Raw genomic sequence first — 21,014 nt, 5'->3', positions numbered from 1 at the left:
TTTCTAACGCATTGGCCCAAGGCCCTCTACACAAGGCTTAAAGATGAAAGTCAAAACCCGTTTTGCTCCCAGCCCGACCGGCTTCTTGCATGTCGGCGGTGCCCGTACCGCACTCTATTCCTGGTTGTTCGCAAAGAGCCAGGGCGGCGAGTTCGTGCTGCGTATCGAGGATACCGACCTGGAACGTTCCACTCAGGAGGCGATCGACGCCATCATTGAGGGCATGGAATGGCTGGAGCTGAACTGGGATGAGGGCCCCTACTACCAGACCAAGCGCTTCGATCGCTACAACGGCATCATCGACGAGATGCTGGCCGATGGCCGTGCCTACAAGTGCTTCTGCTCCAAGGAGCGCCTGGAGGCGCTGCGCGAAGGCCAGATGGCGAGTGGCGAGAAGCCCCGCTATGACGGCAAGTGCCGGGATGCCGCCCACGATCACCCGGCCGATGCACCCCACGTGATCCGCTTCCGCAACCCCACCGAAGGCTCTGTGGTGTTCGATGACCACGTCCGTGGCCGCATCGAGTTCGCCAACACCGAGCTCGACGATCTGATCATCCGCCGCACCGACGGCGCGCCGACCTACAACTTCTGCGTGGTGGTCGATGACTGGGACATGGAGATCACCCACGTGGTGCGTGGCGAAGACCACATCAACAACACCCCGCGCCAGATCAACATCTACAAGGCACTGAATGCGCCCGTGCCGGAGTTTGCCCACGTCTCCATGATCCTGGGCGACGACGGCGCCAAGCTCTCCAAGCGCCACGGCGCTGTCTCCGTGATGCAGTACCGCGACGACGGCTACCTGCCGGAAGCCCTGCTGAACTATCTGGTGCGTCTGGGCTGGTCCCACGGCGATCAGGAGATCTTCACCCTGGACGAGATGATCAAGCTGTTCAGCCTGGATGCCATCTCCAAGTCTGCCTCCGCCTTCAACACCGACAAGCTGTTGTGGCTGAACAACCACTACATGCGCAGCCTGGATCCGGCCTATGTTGCCAAGCACCTGGAGTGGCACATGGCCGCCCAGAACATCGACACCAGCAAGGGCCCGGCGTTGCCAGCTGTGGTCACCCTGCTGGCCGAGCGCTGCAATACCCTGGTAGAGATGGCCGCCCAGAGCCGCTATCTGTTCGAAGAGTACGAGGCCATTGACGAAGCGGCTGCCAAGAAGCACCTGCGCGGCGTGGCTGCCGAGCCGCTGGCACTGGCCAAGGCCAAGCTGGCGGCGCTGGACACCTGGACCACGGAAGCGCTGCACGAGCTGATTGAAGCCACCGCCGCCGAGCTGGGTCAGGGCATGGGCAAGGTCGGCATGCCGCTGCGCGTCGCCGTCACCGGTCTGGGTCAATCCCCGGCCATAGACGCCGTGATGGCGCTGGTGGGCAAGGAGCGGGTGCTCGCCCGCATCGATCACGCCCTGGCCTATATCGAAGCGCGTATGGCAGCCGAGTAATACCGGTCTGGGCCAATCTCCCCTGGCATCGCCGACGCCGTGATGGCGCTGGTGGGCAAGGAGCGGGTGCTCGCTCGCATCGACCGCGCCCTGGCCTATATCGAAGCGCGGATGGCCGCCGAATAAGCGTCAGTCGCTGACAACAAAGGGCTCCCTGACGGGGGCCCTTTGTATTTTGGCCTCAAGCGGATTTGCGACGTAAAACAGCGACATAGCGCCGCTCTTGGCGGTAAAAACAGCTAACTGCCTGAATTTTGACTAAACGCTCCAACCGGCGAAAATTTTGGGTTGACAGCAAAGCGGGTGATGCCTATCATGCGCCTCCGTTGCCAGAGATAACTTTGGTAGCGCCGAGGTGAGTTGGGGTTATAGCTCAGCTGGGAGAGCGCTTGCATGGCATGCAAGAGGTCCGCGGTTCGATCCCGCGTAGCTCCACCAAATTCTCCTCGAACAATCTGGAATCCAAGGGGTTATAGCTCAGCTGGGAGAGCGCTTGCATGGCATGCAAGAGGTCCGCGGTTCGATCCCGCGTAGCTCCACCAGGTTCCTGATTGTAGACGTGCAGTACCCAGGGCAGTGCGGTGTGTATCACCCAGGCCGACCTTTGTGGGGTTATAGCTCAGCTGGGAGAGCGCTTGCATGGCATGCAAGAGGTCCGCGGTTCGATCCCGCGTAGCTCCACCACTATTTAGCAGTAAGGCAAACGGACACCAGAACCGATTGTCTAAAGAGTAAAGATTTCGGGGTTATAGCTCAGCTGGGAGAGCGCTTGCATGGCATGCAAGAGGTCCGCGGTTCGATCCCGCGTAGCTCCACCACTATTTAGCAGTAAGGCAGCCGGCCGCCAGAACCGGTTGTTCAAAGAGTAAAATTTGGGGTTATAGCTCAGCTGGGAGAGCGCTTGCATGGCATGCAAGAGGTCCGCGGTTCGATCCCGCGTAGCTCCACCAAACAGTAAAAGGCCACCGCATCGCGGTGGCCTTTTTGTTTGTTCAGGCATTTGTTTTTTTCATGATTAGTGCCCCTTCATTTACAAATCAAATGATCTAAATGAGAAAGCCCGCGACTGTCGCGGGCTTTTTGCGTTATTCAGCGCGGATCATGAGGTGTGCCGACGGCGCCAGGCCAGCGGCAGCAGCGCCAGCAGCAGTGCCCCCATGGCCCCGCCACCGCCGCCCTTGCTCTGCTCGTTGAGCTTGAGGTCGACGATGATGGGGTCGTGGTCGGAGGCGCTGAACGGGTTGTCCGACTTGATCAGATCGCCGGTGAAGGCGCTGCCATATTCGAACAGGTTGCTCTCGAAGGAGTTGATGTGCCAGTCGGCGACCGCGATCACCCGCTTGGCCAGCGCCGGGTTGGCGAGGGCGTAATCCAGGGTGCCGAGCTCGGCCTCGTAGCTGTAGGAGATGGCCTTCTCCTGATTGAACTTGAGGTTTATGTCGATCAGCCCGTAGTTCTTCTCCACCGCGCGGCCCATCTGCTCATAGGGCTGCTCGCCGATAAAGGTGTGGGAGGCGGAGTGGATCTGGCGATCCACCGTGGCCGGATCGTAGTCGGTGAGCACCCGGATCGGGTCCTCCTTGGCGTAGGAGTTGAAATCACCTACCAGCAGCACCTGACCCGGCATCTTGCTCACCGCCTCACCCAGCACCTTGGCGGCACTGACCCTGAACTCGGTGCACTTGCCCTGCAGATCCGCAGGCTCGCTCTTGCCATCCCCGTTCTCATAACAGCCAGATCCCTTGGATTTCAGGTGGTTGACCACCAGAGTCAGGGGCTCGTCGCTGCCCGCCACGGTGAAGCGCTGCACCAGGGAGTCCCGCTGGCCTGCGCTCCTGGTGATGCCGCCCGTGATGTAGCGCTGCTCTGGCAGACGAATGACCTCGGCATCCCCGCTCGGGGTGAGCAGGGCGGGGCGATAGATCATGGCCACCATGATGGCGTCGCCGCCAAAGAAGCGATCCTGGGTGAGCAGGGCCTTGGGCAGGGTGACGAAGGCGTACTGCTTGCTCGCCTCTTTCTGCCGGGCGTTGAGGCTCTGCACCAGATCGCTGATGGCGGCGTGCTCGTCGAAGCCGTTGTTCTCCATCTCCATCAGGCCGAGCAGGTCTGCGTCCATCTCTGTGATGGCGTTGACTATCTTGGTGCGCTGCAGCTGGAACTCCTCCAGGCGCTTGGCGCCGCGGTTGCAGCCCTTGGCGCTGTCCGCATCCGCCTGATCCACGCAGAGCACGTTGAGGGCACCGCCCACGCTGGAGTGGCTGGTGAAGTAGTTGAGTACGTTGAAGCTGCCGATGCGCAGGTCGGTGCCATTGGCGCGGGCCGGTGCGCCCTGGCGGTCGTTCTCATCGGTGCGCAGCAGATCCCCCGCCGTGATGCGCTGATCCTTGGGCACTATCAGCCGGTACTCGTCAAAGCTGTAGCCCACCATGGCCTCCAGATTGACCGGGGCATCGCCGATGCGCAGGTAACCCTGCTCCGGCTCCCAGGCCGGCAACCAGGGCAGCTTGCCGTTGGCGGCCTTGAAGTCCGACTCGAGGAAGACGCGGTTGCCCGCATTGGCCTCGGCCAGGGTGTTTGCCTCCTGACTGCCAGCTACATGGAGCTGGGTCGGCTTCATCAGTGGGGCGCCGTGGGAGAGCACCAGGTTGTTGCGCTTGGCGGCGTAGTCGTAGCTGAAGTTGCGGCTTACCTTGAGGGCGCTCTCCCCATCGAGGCGCACCCGCATCCCCTCGTGACGCTCCAGGGCCCGGGCCAGGGTTTCCCCCTCCAGCACCCGCAGCGCCGTGGCGGCCGGGGCGTCGCCCTGGGCCAGCACCGCCAGACGCGGCGTGCTGCCGTCAAACAGGGGCTTGAGCTGGGTGTGGCCATGATACTCCTCGACCTTGGCCTCCAGACAGACTTGGGCACCCGGCTGTATGTCCGGGTACTTGCTGGCGAACTGCTTGTCGCTCAGGTAGACGAAGATGCCGTCCGAGCTCTGGGGATTGCCGTCCCCTTGCAGATCCTGCAGGTAGAAGCCCTTGTTCAGGCTCTCGCCGAGGGCGGAGACCACGGCCTTGACCGAGACGCTTCGGGGGCTTTCGAACTGATGGTCCGGGACGAGGGGGCTCTTGTCGCCGCTGCCCTGGATGGCGGGGATGGGGGTGAGGGCGCTGTCGGCCGGGCAACTGAAGCCGGCGGCATGGAGAGACGGGGACGCGAGGGCGAGCCCCACGGCCAGGGACAGCAGGGTAGGTCTTCCTTTCATGGGTATTCCTTTTTTATTTTTTTGCCAGTGTTTCCATAGCCTTGGCGCTCTGGCCAAGGGCGCGCATTGTCACATTTCTGGCAGCTCTGACCAGTGAGGCAGCGCACATTATGGGGAGACAAAAGAGGCTGAGTCCGTTTTTTTGATGTGGCTAACAGATTGATATTAATGACTTAATTATTAGTTGGCCGATTGAGGGAGGATGTGAGCTGGCCGGCATTCACATATTTTCCTTAGAGAATAAAGATTGAGCGGCCGCCACTTGCTTTCTATACTCGATCCGTTCCTCACGGAACCCAGGTTAAGGGCAAACCGGCAGTGATGCCGGGACGCAAAGCCTCCGATCTGTCCCAAGCGGGCCAGACAGCGGGGTTACCCCGGGGTGACATGAGGGTATGTGGCCCCGTCCAAGGCCTGTTGTCGTTCCCTGCTCCCCTGTTGCGATTGCGCTTTTCCCGGTGTTGAAGCCAAGACAAAACAAGGATGATAACAAGATGCAACAGACCCTCAGGCCCAGCAGGCTCGCCATGCTGGTTGCCCTTGCGGCCATGCCCGCCTGGGCGCACGCCGCCTATCCCGCCTATCAGGCTGGCACCGCCTACAAGGCCGGCGATGTCGTCAGCAACGCAGGCGCCCTCTACGAATGCAAAGAATTCCCTTATTCCGGCTGGTGCGGGGCTTCCCCCTACCACTACGAACCCGGCGTCGGCGCCGTCTGGGCCGATGCCTGGAAACTCTATGGCGGTGAGGTGCCGCCGCCTGCTCTGGTCGTTGCCATCGGCTCCCCCGCCGTGGGCAGCAGCGTCAGCGAAGGTGCCAGCGTCGCCCTGGGGGTGACCCTGAGCGGCCCGGTCACGGCGCTGGCCAAGGTGGAATACCTGGTCGATGGCACCCTGGTCGCCACGGCCACGGCCTCTCCCTGGAGCGCCAGCTGGTCTGCCGCCGGCGTGGGTAATCACGCCCTCAAGGCCCGGGCGCTGGATAAAGATGGCAAGGTGCTGAGTGAGGCGGATTCCAGCTTCAAGGTCGCCGCCGTGGTGGCGCCAGAGGCACCCAAGGCGAGCATCGCCAGCCCCGCCGCCGGGGCCAAGGTGACCCTGGGCCGCGCCCTCACAGTGACTGGCAATGTGACCGACGCCAATGACGACGTCGCCAAGGTCGAGCTGTTCGTCGATGGCAAGAAGGTGGCTGAAGACAGCAGCGCCCCCTGGCAACTGAGCTGGACACCCCAGAGCAAGGGGCTGGCCGGTCTCAAGCTGGTGGCGACCGACAAGGAGAACCTCTCCGGCGAGTCGGCCCAGGTCGATGTCCAGGTGGAAGAGGCGGCGCTGCCCCCCACAGGTGGCAACCTCTCCTGCGACGTGCGCCAGATCTATCGCGCCGATGGCAGCGAGTGCATGGGGGATGACCATGGCCGCCGGGTCATCGGTTACTTCACCTCCTGGCGGACCGGCAAGAACGGGCTGCCCTCCTACCTGGTGGGCGACATCCCCTGGGACAAGATCACCCACATCAACTACGCCTTCGCGGCGGTGGACGAGCAGAGTCACCTCATCAAGGTGGATGACGCCGCCACCAAGCTGACCTGGGACGGGGTGCCGGGCGCCGAAATGGATCCCGAATTCGCCTACCAGGGTCACTTCAACCTGCTGTCTAAATACAAGAAGCAGTATCCTGACGTGAAGACCCTGATCTCCGTGGGTGGCTGGGCCGATACCCGCGGCTTCTACACCGCCACCACCAAGGGCGACTGCTCGGTCAACACCGCCGGCATCAACGCTTTTGCCAACTCGGCGGTGAGCTTCATCCGCCAGTACGGCTTCGATGGGGTGGATGTGGATTACGAGTACCCCACCTCCATGAAGGATGCGGGCAACCCCAACGACTTCCCGCTCTCCAACCAGTGCCGGGCCAAGCTGTTTGCCAACTACGAAGTGCTGATGAAGACACTGCGCGAGCGGCTCGACAGCGCCGGCACCGAGGACGGTCGCAAGTACATGCTGACCATAGCCTCGCCTGCCTCGGCCTACCTGTTGCGCGGCATGGAGAACTTCCAGGTCACCCAGTATCTGGATTACGTCAACCTGATGACCTACGACTTCCACGGCGCCTGGAACCACTTCGTCGGCCACAACGCCGCCCTGTTCGACAACAAGGCGGATCCCGAGCTGGCCCAGTGGGGTGTCTACAACCAGGCCCAGTTCGGTGCCATCGGCTACCTGAACTCCGCCTGGGCGGCCCACTACTTCCGTGGTGCCCTGGCGGCAGGCAAGATCAACATAGGGGTGCCTTACTACACCCGTGGTTGGCAAGGGGTGACAGGTGGTACCCACGGCCTAGGGGGCAAGGCGGCGCTGCCGAGCCAGAGCGCCTGTCAGCCGGGCACGGGGGGCAGCACAGTTCCCTGCGGCAATGGTGCGGTCGGCATCGACAACATCTGGCATGATCTCGACAAGAACGGCAAGGAGATAGGCGGTGGCGCCGTGCCCATGTGGCACGCCAAGAACCTGGAGCACGCGGCCAGCCTCGGCATCACCACACTGCCGAGCTATGGCACGGCCTGGGGTCTGGATCCCAACAACCCGGCCCACGTGATGCAAGGCCAGTACGTGCGTTACTACGATGACAAGGCCCATGCGCCCTGGCTCTGGAACGAAGAGAAGAAGGTGTTCCTCTCCACCGAAGATGAAGAGTCCATGGGTCACAAGCTCGACTACATAGTCAATCGGGGCCTGGGTGGCGTCATGTTCTGGGAGATGGCGGGGGACTACGACTTCGACGCTGCCAAGAACGAGTATGTCATGGGCAGCACCCTCACCAGCCTGGCCTACGACAAGTTCAGCAAGGCGAGCAAGGCCAGCCTGAAGCAGAACGATCTGCCGGCCCCGGCCGCTCAGCTCGACATAGGCGTGAGCCTCTCGGGCTTCAAGGAGGGGGATTCCAACTACCCGATCAACCCGACGCTCAAGCTCACCAACAAGTCGACCCAGACCATACCGGGCGGCACTCGCATCGAGTTCCTGATGCCCACTTCCACCTCTGACACCATCACGGATCAGAGCGGCATGGGGCTCAAGGTGGTGGAGAGCGGCGGCAACCAGAACTCCGACGGCATCGCCAATGAGAAGGACTTCCACAAGGTGGCCCTGACGTTGCCGGGCTGGAAGGCCTGGGCGCCGGGCACCGAGGTGGAAGTGGCCATGACCTACTACTTGCCGGCGGCGGGTGTGCCGAGCGGCATACGCCTGATTGCCGGCAGCCAGACCATAGGCCTGAAGTCCGACTTCCCAGCCCTGGCTGAGGCGGTGCTGGGTGGCAGCAGTGGGGGTGATGGCGGCAGCGGTGGCACCAGCTGCACCAGCCAGAGCGTGGATCCGGCGGCCTATCCGGCCTATCCGAGCTGGCCGCGCGGGGATCACGCCAATGGCAACGATCGCATGACCAACGGCAAGGCAGTCTGGCAGGCGAACTGGTGGACCAGCAGCGAGCCCAAGGCGGGTGACGGCAGCTGGAAGCTGGTATGCAACTACTGAGTTGCCCCGGCTGCCGTACCAGCAGCGAACTCAGAGCGGGTGATGGCAGCTGGAAGCTGGTATGCAACTACTGATGACCTTGTGAGGGGGCTGCCCCCTATAGAGGCAATGACCCAATCCGGAGCCCAGGCTCCGGATTTTTTTGCGCCTTATATAAGGAAGGAATTTCGTGACCACGCGGGGAGCTGCCCATAAAAAAGACCGCTCCGAAGAGCGGCCAATTGCCACCAGGCAAGCTGCGGGGCTGACCCCCTTGTGGATGGGCAGTCGCCATGGGCGGATTCTTGCCCATGACGTGCCGGTTTATTGAGTGACGGCGCCGCCCTGCTGCTCCTTCAGGAAGCTGATCCAGGGGGAGGCGCGGCCACTGACGTTGCCATTCTGGGCGGCCTGGGTGAAGGCGCTGAGCGCCTCCTTCGGCTTCTGCTGCTCGAAGTAGGCGACCCCGGTCAGGAACTTGAGATCGGCGCGTTGTTCACCGCTGGCATTGGCGGCCGGCTTGGCGGCCAGGGCCACCAGATCCTTGTATCGCTTGCTCTGGATCATCATGCGCGCCATCTTCAGCTGCAGTTCGGCATTGGGGGCCAGCTGATAGGATTTCGCCAGGGTATCGATGGCCGGATCCAGCTCCTTGGCCTGATGCCAGTAGTTGGCGAGGGTCTTGTAGTTGGCGGCGCTCTGCTCAATCACCCCCTCCTTCATGGCCTTCTCCATCACGCGGGCGGCGCGGTGGGGGATGCCGGCGAAGGCGAGGTAGTTGGCGAGGCGCTGCAACTCGGTCGCCTCGGTCAGCATGCCGAGGTTGTAGGCCGACTCGAGCGCCGCCAGCGCCTTGGCATCGTTGCCCGCCTGCATGTGCATGGCGGAGAGCTGGGTCCAGTACTTCTTCTTCTCCGGGTATCTGTCCACCAGGGCGGTCAGCACCTCGGTAGCCGGCTTGTACTGTTTCAACTCGTAGTGGGCCGCCATCTTCAGCAGGTACCAGGACTCCGGCGCCTTGCCTGCGGAGAGCCTGATCGCCTGATCCACCGCCGGTATGGCCTCCCGGTACTGCTTGAGCTGCACATGGGCGTTGGCCAGGGTGATGTAGGCGTGGGGGGTCGGCTTCTCATCTTTTCCAAGGTTCGCAAACCACTCATTCATGGTGCTGATGGAGGCCTTGAAGTTGCCTTCCGCCATATAGAGCTGGGCCAGGTTGTAGCGCACCTGCTGGGCCACCGGCTGCGGCAGGCCGCCGGTGGCGATGGCGTCGGCGAAGTATTTGGTCGCCTGGCCGTATTTCTCCTGCTGGGCGGCCACGAACCCCAGGGTCTGCAAGATGACCCCCTTGTCGTAGACCCGATCGCCTGCGCCCGAGAGCGCATCCTGCAGCTTGGCATTGGCCTCGCCGTATTTCTTCTCGGTGATCAACGCCTGGGCCTTGTTGACCGCGCGATAGGCGCGATCAGACAGGGCGGGCTGCTCGGCGGCCCAGCTGGCGGTGCTGAGCAGCACCGCCATGGCCACCGGGGCGAGGATCAGGGTATGTAACTTTTTCATCGCCACCTTCCTTAGTTGACCGCGAACTCGATCTCTTGCTGCATGCGACTGGCCTGGGGCTTGCCATCCACCATGGCCGGCTTGAAGGTCCACTTGGCTATGGTCTTGCGTGCCTCCTTGCCGAGGTCGTAGCTGCGGGGCTCTTCCTTGACAATCCGGATGTTGCTGACGGTGCCGCGCTCGGTCACGGTGAACTCCACCAGTACCTTGCCGGAGGCGAGGCCGGCCAGCGCCGCCTTGCGGGGCATCATGGGCTCGAAGGTCGCCATGGGCATGGCGCCGTTGTTGCCGCCCATGCCGCCGCCACCGCCCCCTGTGCTGTAGGCACCCAGGGCGTTGCCGCCGCCGATGTTGACCGGGATGTCGAGCTTGGGCATGTCCATGGGGGCACTGTCCATCTTGGGCCTGTCGGTGCTCGCCACCTCCATCTCGGGTGGGGGAGGCGGGCGGTTCGGGGGCGGCGGCTTGGGCAGTTCCCGTTGTTTCTCTTGCAGTGTCTCCTGGGGCTTGAGGCGAATGAAGTCGGTCATGGTGACGTCTTCTCTCTCCGTCAGCTCCCGGTGATCCGGTGTGATCAGCTTGTTCATTCCCAGAAACAGGAAGAACACCACCACACAGGAGACAGCTATCGCTATCAGGTATCTCATGGTGCTCGCTCCGGCATCAGCTGCTCTTGCTCGCCGCGATGGAGATGTTCTGGACACCGGCCATGCGGATCTGATCCATGACCTGGACCACAAGCCCGGAACGGGACTCGGTATCGGCCTGGATCACCACGGCGCTCTCCGGGTTCTCCGCCCGCAGCCGCTCGATGTTGGCACGTACGGCGCCCACCTCGACGACCCGTTTGTCGACCCAGACCTGGCCGTTCTCGCGGACCGCGACCATGATGTTCCCCTTCTTCACCGTCTCGGCCGTGCTGGCGCTCGGGCGGTTGATCTCCACGCCGGACTCCTTGACGAACGAGGTGGTGACGATGAAGAAGATCAACATGATGAACACTATGTCCAGCATGGGGGTCAGATCGATGGCCGCCTCATCGGCACCGCTGTCGCTGTGACGTTTTCTCATGGCAAAAACTCCTTGCTTGTTCTGTGCCCCGGCGGGCAGTGCCCGGCCGGGGGAGTGCATCCTGCATCAGCCGTGTTTCAGGTTGTCTTCCAGCTTCTGCACCGCCAACTTGGCCTTGTGATCGAGCTGGTTGACAAAAAACAGGCCGGAAAGGGCGGCAATCATGCCCGCCATGGTCGGTACCGTCGCCTTGGAGATCCCCGAGGCCATGGCCCTGGGGGAACCCGTGCCCGTGATGGCCAGGGTGTCAAACACCTGCACCATGCCGACCACGGTGCCGAGCAGCCCCATCAGCGGACAGAGGGCGATCAGCACCTTGATGACCGGCATCCCCTTGTCCACCGCCATGGCGACCCGGGAGACCAGCTCGCGGCGGATCTGTTTGGCAGACCAGGAGAGATGATCGCTGCGTGCCATCCAGGTCGCCTTGGTCTGCTTCACCTGCCGGGGGTAGACCGCCATGAAGTAGAACCAGCGCTCCAGCAGCAGGGCCCACATCATCAGGGTCAGGAAGAACAGGGCGACCAGCACGTCGCCCCCCAATCCCAGAAACCGGCGGACCGACTCGACTTCTTCAATCAACCAGAACCACATGGGTGACTCCTTAGGCTGCGGCTTTGGCGGCGTGCAGACGTTCCTGATAACGGGCGACGAAACCGGCGCTCTGCTCTTCCAGGACCTGGATGAGACGACGGCTCTGGGTCTGCACTATTGTGTAGAGGAACAGCATGGGCACCGCGACCACCAGACCCTGCATGGTGGTGACCAGGGCCTCGGAGATGCCGCCCGCCATCAGCTTGGGATCTCCGGTGCCGAACAATGTGATGGCCTGGAAGGTGGCTATCATCCCCACTACGGTGCCCAGCAGGCCCAGCAGCGGCGCCACCGAGGCGATCAGCTTGATGATGCTGATGCCCTTCTCGAACTTGGGCACGTTGCGCAGGATGATCTCGTCGAGCTTGGATTCCAGATCCTCTATGTTGTCACCACGATGGCTCTGGTAAGCCCCCAGCATCTCGCCTATGGGGTTGCCCTTGACGATCTGCTCGGATTTTAGCTGCTTGCGCATGGCGCTGCCGATCATCGACAGGCGCAGGCCGCAGAAGATCGCCAGCAGGGTGCCGAGCACGCCGAGCACCATGATGACGTAGCCAACCTCACCCCCCTGATCGACGCGTTCCTTGAAGGTCGGCGACTGCACCAGCAGGGAGAGGATCACCCCGCGGGAGGGGTCGATGAAGATGGGCTCGACGGCGCCGTTGCCCTGCTCAAACTGGGCGATGGGCTCCAGCACGGCGTTGTCCGGCTGACGGGAGAGCTGCTCGAACTTGCCGGTCTCAGGCACGAAGGTGAGGTACTTGCCCTCGGAGACGGTGTTGAACTCGCCTATCTGGGTCACCGTCTTCTCGGCCTGGTTGCCCTCGCCGTAGACCACGGTCGCCGGGATCTGGCTCACCTTGCCACCGTCCACCATGCGGCCGAGGGTGGTGGTCCAGAAGGCGGTCAGGTCGTCGCTGGAGGGGAGCTCCTTGCTCTCCGCCAGGCGGGTCAGCAGCGCCGTCTGCTCCGGGTGTTCGACCCGGCGGGCTGAGGCGTTGAAGATCCCCTTGAACTCGCCGGCGAACTGGCGCAGCACGCCGAACATCTCGCCCATGTTGCCGGAGCGCTGGCGCAGGGTCTCGGTCAGCTCGGTGAGCTGCTTGTCGTTGGCATCGAAAGTGGCCTTGAGCTGCTCGCCCTTGGCGGTCTCGGCGGCGAGCTCGGCCTTGGCCTTGGCCAGCAGGGCTCCTTGCTCGTTCTTGTCAGCCAGGAAGCGGGCCTCCCGCTCCTTGTTGAGCTGGGATTCGCTGGTGCTGGCGGCCTTGACCTGATTGAGCAGGGCGTTGAGATCCACCGGCTTCTCGGCGGCGGTCACCGGCAGTGTGATCAGGGTGGCTCCCGCTATCAGGGAGGCAATGGCGAGTCTGATTCCTTTCATGATGCTTTCTCCGCAGTTTGAACCGGCAGCTTGATGAGGGCGGGAGGCGCCTGCTTCTTGGCGATGCGAAGGCCCTGTTCCACCGCGCTGCGATACTCCTGGGGCAACTCTTCCCACTGGCGGGTCTGCTTGTTCCACATGCCGGTCTCGTTGCCGTCCGGGGACTGGTAGAGCAGGGCGATGCGACCGACCCGCAGAAACTCGTAGGTCTTCTCGCCGCCGTCCTTGTCCAGGCTGGCCTTGTAGGACTCTATGGTGCGGCTGAAGCCCTCCTCGATCTGGTAGGCCTCCAGGATCTTGCGGTACTTCTCGGAGATGGTGACATCGGCGCGATTCATCAGATCGGTCAGGGCCGCCACGCGGTCCTCCCGCTCGACCTTCTGGAACGGCAAGTCCAGGGCGACGAACTGATCGAGGGAGTCGATCATCTTGAGCATCAGGGGCACCACCTCGGTGCTGGTCTGATCTATCTGGGCTATCTGGCGCTGCATCGAGGCCAGCTCGGCACTCTGGGAGTCGACCATCTTGCCCACTTGCTCGTTGTAGGTGCGCAGGCTGTCGACCTGACGCAGGGCGGCCTTGTACTGGGCCAGGGCAGACTCGGCAGACTCGGCGTAGCTGTCGATCTTCTGCTGGGACACTTTGGAGGCATTGTCGGTGGCGGCTTGAGCGTCCACTGCCTGACCGGCAGAGGCGGCACTCAGATTGAAGCTGGTCAGCAGGGCAGCCGAAACCAGGCTGCCGAGGAGCGCTTTCTTCATTGTAATAGTCCTTTTTTTCATAGGATTACCCTATCTCCGTGACTTCCTTGGGGCATGGGGCAGAGCCAGCCCGAGGGGGCCGGCTCGTCACTTTCCTGGTGGATCAGAACTTCTGGGCGTAGTCGAGGTAGTAGATGCGACCGTCGATGCTGTAGAGCTCCTCGTCATAGGTGAAGCCATCGCTCTCGAGGGACGGGCCCGCGTTGAACATGTTCTTCACCCCGACCTGGATCTTGCCGTTCCAGGGGGCATCCACGCCGACGTTCAGGTTCCAGGTGGTCTGGGACGCGATGTGGCCCACTTCCTCACCTGTGTCGGCGATGTAGTCCTGGCTCTGGGAGTCGATGTAGTTGGCGCTCAGGTAGCTATCCATGTTCCACCACTGGGGCACGTTGACACCCACGCCGGTGCTGAAGCGCATCTGCGGCTTGCCGTTCTGGCCGATCTTGTCGATGACGGGGCCACCGGCGTACAGACCTTCCTTGTAGTCCAGGATGTAGGTGCCACCGAGGTCATAGCGAATGGTGGCGGAGGTCAGGTCGTAGCGGTAATCCAGCTTGAGATCCAGGCCGCTGGTGTTCAGGGTGCCCCGGTTGACCATGGGGGATATGGCGTTGCTGATCTTGCCCTGGCTGTTGCGGGTGATGTTGCTGGAGCCCCCGTTGTTCAGCTCGTCATAGATGACGGACTGCAGGGTGTTCAGCTGGATCACGTCCTCGATCTTGATGGTGTAGTAGTCCAGGGAGAGGTTCAGGTCATCCAGCGGGCTGTAGGCCACCCCGAAGTTCCAGGTGTCCGCCGTCTCTTCCTTCAGCTCTTCATTGGCGGTGCGGGTGGTGTCGTACTGGCGGTTCGGGCAGTCTGCCGCCGAGATGCCGTTGGCCTCGCAGTAGACATAGTCCTTGGCCCAGTCGGCCGAGAAGGAGTCAGCCGCGTAGAGATCGCTCAGGCTGGGGGCGCGGAAGGAGCGGGACCAGGAGGTGCGCAGCATCAGGTTGTCCAGCGGCTGGTAACGCAGGCTCGCCTTGGGGGAGAAGGCGCTGCCGAAGTCGCTGTAGTCATCGAAGCGGCCGGCCAGGTTCAGCTCGACCTGCTCCGTGATGGGCACCAGGGACTCGATGTAGGCGGCGGTGACGTCGCGCACCCCGCCGGAGGAGTTACCGGCGGAGCCTATGATGTTGCCGGCCTCGGACTGGGCATCGTACTTGTCGGTATAGACCCAGTCGTTGTACTCGGCGCCCGCGTACCAGCTGACCGGCCCGGCCGGCAGCTCACCCATGTCCCACTGGACACCGGCGTACCACTGGTAGAAGTCCATGGTGGAGCGGCGGCTGGTGTCGGCTGCCATGGCGGCCGTGCTCTTGGGATCGAACTCGCCACCGACGAACTTGCCGTCGGCGATGGCCTGCTGGGCGGCGGATTGCAGCACGTAGCCGGTGCCGTTCTCCTTGTTGTCGGTCTTGGAGTACATGTAACCGGCGTTCCACTGCATGTCGCCCACGGATTCTGTGGTGACAGTGCCCTCGAAGCCGAGGTTGAGGCTGCCGGTCATGTCGGTGACATAGTTGTCACGGGGACCGACGTTGCTGAAGCGGTAGTAGGCGTAGGCGGCCTCACCCAGACCCTGGGTGGCGGCGGCGTCCAGGCCGTTGTCGGTGAAGAACTGGGCGTTGTTCGGGTTGGACGGGTCTATGGCGAAGGCGCCGGCGGCGGGGGCGAAGCGGCCGAAGCTCTCGACCCGGGAGCCGATGATCTGCGGCACGAAGTCGACATTGTCGTTGAGGTGGTAGCGACCGTTCAGATAGAGGGTGTCACGGCTGCGGGAAGCCGTGGTGGCCGCGACCTGACCGTAGTTGAAGTTGCAGCCGCCCTCGAAGCCGATGAAGGGCTCCTTGCAGCTGCCGTCGGCATTGGTGGCACCGGCCAGGGGGCCGTATTTCCAGATGGGATCCCCGTTGGCGTCGAGGCCGGTGATCCCCTCCACGTTGCGGCCGTAGGCGCTGGGGGCGTCGTTGCCCTGCTTGGCGAGATAGTCACGATCTCGGGCATAGACGACGTCCTTCTTGTCGTGCTCGTAGACCGCCATCAGCGAGCCCTTCTCGCCGTTGACGCCCGCCACGACGGAGCCGCTGGCTTCATCGCCGCCCGGCTCGGTCGGGGAACCGAGACGTCCCTGGAAGGTCAGGCCCTCATAGCCCTCCTTGAGCACCACGTTGATGACACCGCCGATGGCGTCGGAACCATAGATGGCCGAACCGCCGTCCAGGTTGACTTCGACCCGCTCAACGGCGGCCATGGGGATGGTGTTGAGGTTGATGGAGGTGCCGCCCATGGTGGGGGAGCCTGCTACCCGCTTGCCGTTCAGCAAGACCAGGGTGCGCTCCGAGCCCAGGCCGCGCAGGCCGACGGTGGATTGGGACTGGAAGGAGCTGCCGGAGGCCGGCGAGACGCCACCGAAGGAGTTGTAGGAGGCCTGTTTGAGGTAATCGGCGACGGTCTGCTGACCCGATGCTTCGATCTTGGCCTTGGTCACCGAGACGACAGGGGTGGACCCTTCCACATCGACCCGGGAGATCCGCGAGCCGGTGACCTTGATTTTTTGCAGTTTTTCGACGTTCTGGCCCTCTTCGGCCAGGGCAGGGGTGACCACAACTGCCGCGCTCGCCAAGGCAAACGCTACGGCAGCAGAGAGTCTGCTTTTCCTAAGCATCGTTAGTATCCTTCCTGATTGTTTTTTTGTTTGCTTCCCTTACCGCCCTCGTTGGAGCGGTGCGTAAGGCTTATCAAGCTTTGATGATTGACGTCAAATGGAGCGGCCAGGATGGTGACTGGAGGGGGAATTAGAAGACTGTGCAGGATTTAGGCGATTTTTTTGGCGTTTTATTCCGTAAAGAATGCGGATGCTCATGTAAATATGTTGTTAACTTTGTATTTTCCCATTTTATTGATTAGTTTTGAACTTATCGATAAACCGCCTGTCGCCATGACCTCGGTATCGTGGAATGACATTTTTGCAGTATTTAAATCTATCTTCGGTGCTAGGGGGATTTCAGTTCAGGTTCAGGCTGGAGGATATTTCCCTCTTCTTTAATAGGTAAAATGAGATGAGAGGGTGTTTGATTTTATCTGTATGTTTTTATTTGTATTTTTTGAATTTCAAACGGATGTGTAATTAATTTTTTAATAATTAAAAACAAGTTAAATGAGAAGGCGTAGCAGTTTTTTATATTGAAGTTGGATTTTTATGAAAAAAACATCGGTGAGTTATGCTGCGGACCTCACTGACGATCGATGGGCTTAGTTCTACTTGATTTTTGTTGCAGAGCTTTTACAGTGGCCGAGCGGGATTGTCTGCCAATACCAGTCAATTCAGTGAGTAATGCCAGGAAGCATAGGCCGGTCACCGGATGTGACTGACCATAAAAGAACAACAAGGACGAGGTTCCACCATGCTGTCGTATTTCTTACGTCGGATGCTTCTGATCATCCCTACGTTTCTCGGTATCACCCTGCTCGTCTTCACCATCACCCGCTTCGTGCCGGGCGGCCCGGTCGAGCGCATGTTGCTGCAGGCGCAGGTCTCGCAGAACGAGACAGGTCGCTCCAGCGGCAGCAAGGGGGCGCAGGCGCTCTCCGATGAGCAGATAGAGGAGCTCAAGGCCTTTTACGGTCTCGACAAGCCCATGCTGATCGCCTACTGGGAGTGGCTGCAGAAGCTGGCGGTGCTGGATCTCGGGGAGTCGACCCGCTACTACGAACCGGTGTGGGATCTCATCAAGGAGCGGCTGCCGGTGACGGCCTTCTTCGGGCTGGCGACCTTCCTGCTGAGTTACGCCGTCTCCATCCCGCTCGGGGTGGCCAAGGCCCTCAGGCACAACAGCCGCTTCGATTCCCTGAGCTCCATGCTCATCTACATGGCCTATGCGCTACCCGCCTACGTGGTGGGGATCTTCCTCATCACCGTCTTCGCCTTCCACCTGGAGTGGCTGCCCATGGGGGGCTTCCCAGGGGACGATTTCGATTCCATGGAGAGCAGCTGGGATCAGATCCGCACCCTCTTCGCCCACGCCCTGCTGCCCCTCATCGCCTACGCCATCGGGGATTTTGCCATCCTCACCATGACCATGAAGAACAGCCTGATGGAGAACCTGTCGGCGGATTACGTGCGCACCGCCGTGGCCAAGGGGCTGCCGTTTCGCAAGGCGGTCACCGACCACGCCATGCGCAACAGCCTGATCCCCATCGCCAGTCACCTGGGGTCCGTGCTCACCGTCTTCTTCGGCGGCTCCTTCCTCATCGAGACCATCTTCAACATCGACGGCATAGGTCTGCTCGGCTATGAGGCCATCGTCGAGCGGGATTACCCCACCGTCATGGGCATACTGGCCATCACCTCCATGCTGATGCTGGTGGGCAATATCGTCTCCGATATCTGCGTTGCCCTCGTTGACCCCCGCGTACGGTTTGGAGACTAACCATGAACCTGAACCCGGTAACGCTGAAAAAACTCAAGCGCTTCAAGTCGATCAAGCGCGGTTACTACTCCTTTGTCATCTTCTCGGCCCTGGTGGTCATCTCCCTGCTGGCGGAGCTCCTGGTCAACAGCCGGGCGCTGGCGGTGAGCTATCAGGGAGAGCTCTACTTTCCCACCTATGGCGACGTGATCCCGGGCCAGCAGTTCGGGCTCGATTACGAGTACGAGACCAACTACCGTCAGTTGCAAGCCCGCTTCGCAGAAGCGGGAAAAGGGGACTGGGTGCTGCTGCCCCTGGTGCCCTGGAACCCCTACGAGCAGGACTTCAAGGAGGAGGCCTACCCACCCTATGCTCCCAGCCTCACAGAGCGCCACTTCCTCGGCACCGACACCAGCGGTCGCGACGTGCTGGCGCGCCTGGTCTACGGCTTTCGCATCGCCATCGGCTTTGCCTTCATCACCCTGGTGGCGAGCTATGTCATCGGGGTCAGCATCGGCTGCATGATGGGCTTCCTCGGCGGGCGCTTTGACCTCATCTTGCAGCGCTTTATCGAGATCTGGTCCCAGGTGCCCTTCCTCTACGTCATCATGATACTGGTGTCACTGGCCAAGCCGAACTTCGGCCTCTTCGTGGGGATCAACGTGCTGTTCGGCTGGATGGGGATCACCTGGTACATGCGCACCCTCACCTACAAGGAGCGGGCGCGGGACTATGTGATGGCGGCGCGGGCCCAGGGGGCGAGCACGAGGCGGATCATCTTCAACCACATACTGCCCAACACCCTGATGATGATAGTCACCCTGGCCCCCTTCGCCGTGGTGGGCAACATCTCCACCCTGACGGCGCTGGACTACCTGGGCTTTGGCCTGGCCCCGCCGACCCCGAGCTGGGGGGAGCTGCTCTCCCAGGGGATCAACAACCTGGATGCCATCTGGATAGTGAGCTCTGTGGTGGCGGCGGTGAGCCTGGTGCTGATCATGGTCTCCTTCATCGGGGAGGCGATCCGCGAGGCGTTCGATCCGCGCAAGTTTACCCGTTATCAGTGACCCGGGGCCCGCCTGAGGGCCCTGGGTATCCAACCCTTAATTGAGACGCCCCCGGTGCAGGGGCATGACCTGGAAGTCAAACATGAACAATAAAATCAAATGGATAGGTGCTCTCTTCGTGTTGGTGAACGGATCCTGGGTGTGGGCCGCCAGCCTGCCCGCGGATCTCAAGTGGGAGACCAATGACACAGACCCCGTGTTTGCCTCTCCCAAGGCGCAGCCCGGCGGCACCCTCAACCTCTTCATCGACAGCTTTCCGCTGACGTTTCGCACCGTGGGGCCTGACTCCAACGGTTCGTTCCGCTCCTTCATCCTGGACAACCAGCTGAGGCTCATCAGTTTCCACCCCAACACCGGCAACCCCATTCCCTCGCTGGCGAGCGCCTGGGCCATAGCGCCAGACAGTCAGACCGTCTATTTCAAGCTGGATCCCCGCGCCAAGTGGTCTGACGGCAAACCCGTCACCGCCGACGACTACACCTTCGGCTACGAGATGATGCGCTCCAAGGACATCAAGGGGCCCTGGTTCAACAACTACTACACCACAGAGGTGGTGGCGGTGGAGAAGATTGACGATCACACCATCCTGGTGAAGGCGGGCAGCCGCAAGGCCAGGCTGGATCTCCTCAACACCACGGAGCTGTGGCCCCAGCCGAAGCACTACTACAAGATGGGGCCGAACTGGGTGAAGCAGTACAACTGGGCGGTGGTGCCGACCACGGGCCCCTATGTGATGAGCGAGGTGAAGAAGGGCAAGTCCATCACCTTCAGCAAGCAGAAGGATTGGTGGGCCCAGCAGGATCGCTACAACCAGCACAGATTCAACATCGACCGCATCAAGGTGCAGGTGATCCGGGATCACAACATAGCGTTTCGCCACTTCCTCAAGGGAGAGATAGATACCTTCGAGATGATACTGCCCAACTGGTGGCATGAAAAAGCCGTGACCCCGGAATACAAGAAGGGCTATGTGCAGAAGGTGATGGCCATGACCGACACCAAGCAAGGGGGGCAGGGGGTGCACCTCAATGTGGCCAACCCCAAGCTGGCGGACGTCAATGTGCGCCTGGGCATTCAGCACGCCATGAACCTGGACAAGATGATAGCGACAGTGCTGCACGGCGACTATGACAGGGCCACCACCTTCGGCTCGGGCTTTGGCGAATTCACCGACATCAAACTGCCGGAGCGGGCCTATGACATCACCAAGGCACGGGAGTACTTCGCCAAGGGCGGCTACAACAAGCCGGGGCCGGACGGCATCTTGCAAAACGACAAGGGGGAGCGGCTGACCCTGGCCCTCACCTACACCAGCCAGGAGCACTCCAAACGGCTGACGGTGCTGAAAGAAGAGGCCAAGAAGGCGGGCCTGGATCTGGAGCTCAACCTGGTGGATGGGGCCACCGGCTTCAAGGTGATGCTGGAGAAGAAACACGAGGCGGCCTGGCTCGGTTGGGGTGGCGGCGGTCTCTATCCGCAATATTGGGAGTCGTTCCACTCGGCCAACGCCAACAAGCCCCAGACCAACAACCTGTTCAACGTGGCCGACAAGGAGCTGGACGCCCTGATCGACGCCTACAACGTCGAGTTCGACATGACCAAGCGGGCCGAGATCTCCCGCCAGATCCAGCAGCGCATCTATGACCTCGCCATCTTCGTGCCCGGGGTGCAGCTCAACTATGTGCGGGCCAGCAGCTGGCGCCACGTGATGCTGCCGGAGGTGCCCGCCACCCGTAACACCCCGGATCTGCTCTACTGGCCCATGGATGGCTACCCCCACAGCAGTGGCGGCCTGCTCTGGCTCGATCCCAAGGTGCAGGAAGAGACCCGAAAAGCCAAGGAAGCGGGTGAGTCGCTCGCTCCCATCACCCTGATCGACAAGACCTATGCGCATCATTGAGA

Annotated in this window: 13 protein-coding genes, 5 tRNA genes and 1 riboswitch; of the genes, 10 read left to right on the top strand and 8 right to left on the bottom strand. The window is 61.7% G+C overall.

What is annotated here, in order from left to right; all coding sequences use genetic code 11:
• The first annotated feature begins 43 nt into the window (after positions 1 to 43).
• The 6 genes from gltX to ACFWHB_RS16865 all read left to right on the top strand — a co-directional run bounded on the left by gltX (position 44) and on the right by ACFWHB_RS16865 (position 2,409).
• Positions 44 to 1,459 carry a glutamate--tRNA ligase gene (gltX, locus tag ACFWHB_RS16890; protein WP_395948901.1) on the top strand — a complete coding sequence of 472 codons (1,416 nt, stop codon included), beginning with the start codon at positions 44 to 46 and terminating at the stop codon, positions 1,457 to 1,459.
• Between the two features lie 362 nt (positions 1,460 to 1,821).
• A tRNA-Ala gene (locus ACFWHB_RS16885) sits at positions 1,822 to 1,897 on the top strand.
• Positions 1,898 to 1,925: 28 nt separating this feature from the next.
• Positions 1,926 to 2,001 (top strand) — tRNA-Ala (locus tag ACFWHB_RS16880).
• Positions 2,002 to 2,067: 66 nt separating this feature from the next.
• Positions 2,068 to 2,143: transfer RNA gene (locus ACFWHB_RS16875), tRNA-Ala, on the top strand.
• 58 nt (positions 2,144 to 2,201) lie between these two features.
• A tRNA-Ala gene (locus ACFWHB_RS16870) sits at positions 2,202 to 2,277 on the top strand.
• A gap of 56 nt (positions 2,278 to 2,333) precedes the next feature.
• Positions 2,334 to 2,409, top strand: a tRNA-Ala gene (locus ACFWHB_RS16865).
• A 149-nt stretch (positions 2,410 to 2,558) separates the two neighbouring features.
• Here ACFWHB_RS16865 and ACFWHB_RS16860 read toward each other — a convergent pair.
• Positions 2,559 to 4,709 carry an ExeM/NucH family extracellular endonuclease gene (locus tag ACFWHB_RS16860; protein ID WP_395948900.1) on the bottom strand — a complete coding sequence of 717 codons (2,151 nt, stop codon included), beginning with the start codon at positions 4,707 to 4,709 and terminating at the stop codon, positions 2,559 to 2,561.
• 296 nt (positions 4,710 to 5,005) lie between these two features.
• Positions 5,006 to 5,089, top strand: a riboswitch (cyclic di-GMP riboswitch).
• A gap of 114 nt (positions 5,090 to 5,203) precedes the next feature.
• Between ACFWHB_RS16860 and ACFWHB_RS16855 the strand changes: the two genes are divergently transcribed.
• Positions 5,204 to 8,242, top strand: coding sequence for a glycosyl hydrolase family 18 protein (locus ACFWHB_RS16855; RefSeq protein WP_395948899.1), 3,039 nt, complete (start codon positions 5,204 to 5,206; stop codon positions 8,240 to 8,242).
• A gap of 303 nt (positions 8,243 to 8,545) precedes the next feature.
• On the opposite strand, the gene ACFWHB_RS16850 is transcribed toward ACFWHB_RS16855, so the two are convergent.
• The 7 genes from ACFWHB_RS16850 to ACFWHB_RS16820 all read right to left on the bottom strand — a co-directional run bounded on the left by ACFWHB_RS16850 (position 8,546) and on the right by ACFWHB_RS16820 (position 16,301).
• Positions 8,546 to 9,781 (bottom strand): tetratricopeptide repeat protein, encoded by a 1,236-nt coding sequence (locus ACFWHB_RS16850; RefSeq protein WP_395948898.1) that lies wholly within the window; start codon positions 9,779 to 9,781, stop codon positions 8,546 to 8,548.
• An 11-nt stretch (positions 9,782 to 9,792) separates the two neighbouring features.
• Positions 9,793 to 10,428, bottom strand: coding sequence for an energy transducer TonB (locus ACFWHB_RS16845; protein ID WP_106887700.1), 636 nt, complete (start codon positions 10,426 to 10,428; stop codon positions 9,793 to 9,795).
• A gap of 16 nt (positions 10,429 to 10,444) precedes the next feature.
• Positions 10,445 to 10,852: an ExbD/TolR family protein gene (locus tag ACFWHB_RS16840; RefSeq protein ID WP_005327075.1), complete on the bottom strand. Its 408-nt coding sequence runs from the start codon at positions 10,850 to 10,852 to the stop codon at positions 10,445 to 10,447.
• Between the two features lie 66 nt (positions 10,853 to 10,918).
• Entirely contained in the window at positions 10,919 to 11,446 is a 528-nt protein-coding gene (locus tag ACFWHB_RS16835; protein ID WP_163137410.1) for a MotA/TolQ/ExbB proton channel family protein, read from the bottom strand.
• Between the two features lie 10 nt (positions 11,447 to 11,456).
• Positions 11,457 to 12,830: a MotA/TolQ/ExbB proton channel family protein gene (locus tag ACFWHB_RS16830; RefSeq protein ID WP_395948897.1), complete on the bottom strand. Its 1,374-nt coding sequence runs from the start codon at positions 12,828 to 12,830 to the stop codon at positions 11,457 to 11,459.
• Positions 12,827 to 13,591, bottom strand: a complete 765-nt coding sequence (locus ACFWHB_RS16825; protein ID WP_106887697.1) for a DUF3450 domain-containing protein — start codon at positions 13,589 to 13,591, stop codon at positions 12,827 to 12,829. Before ACFWHB_RS16825 ends, ACFWHB_RS16830 begins: the two co-directional genes overlap by 4 nt.
• Before the next feature lie 103 nt (positions 13,592 to 13,694).
• On the bottom strand, positions 13,695 to 16,301 hold the full coding sequence (locus ACFWHB_RS16820) for a TonB-dependent receptor plug domain-containing protein (protein WP_395948896.1): 2,607 nt from the start codon (positions 16,299 to 16,301) through the stop codon (positions 13,695 to 13,697).
• A 739-nt stretch (positions 16,302 to 17,040) separates the two neighbouring features.
• Here ACFWHB_RS16820 and ACFWHB_RS16815 point away from each other — a divergent pair.
• The 3 genes from ACFWHB_RS16815 to ACFWHB_RS16805 all read left to right on the top strand — a co-directional run bounded on the left by ACFWHB_RS16815 (position 17,041) and on the right by ACFWHB_RS16805 (position 21,012).
• Positions 17,041 to 18,066 carry an ABC transporter permease subunit gene (locus ACFWHB_RS16815; RefSeq protein ID WP_106887695.1) on the top strand — a complete coding sequence of 342 codons (1,026 nt, stop codon included), beginning with the start codon at positions 17,041 to 17,043 and terminating at the stop codon, positions 18,064 to 18,066.
• A gap of 2 nt (positions 18,067 to 18,068) precedes the next feature.
• Entirely contained in the window at positions 18,069 to 19,112 is a 1,044-nt protein-coding gene (locus ACFWHB_RS16810; protein ID WP_395948895.1) for an ABC transporter permease, read from the top strand.
• An 82-nt stretch (positions 19,113 to 19,194) separates the two neighbouring features.
• Positions 19,195 to 21,012, top strand: a complete 1,818-nt coding sequence (locus ACFWHB_RS16805; RefSeq protein ID WP_163147063.1) for an extracellular solute-binding protein — start codon at positions 19,195 to 19,197, stop codon at positions 21,010 to 21,012.
• Positions 21,013 to 21,014 lie beyond the last annotated feature (2 nt).

The organism is Aeromonas mytilicola subsp. aquatica, assembly GCF_044336385.1.
In the GTDB taxonomy this organism is placed as follows: domain Bacteria; phylum Pseudomonadota; class Gammaproteobacteria; order Enterobacterales; family Aeromonadaceae; genus Aeromonas; species Aeromonas rivipollensis.
The sequence above is the reverse complement of the archived record's forward strand: the minus strand, read 5'-3'. Positions and strand labels throughout refer to the sequence as shown.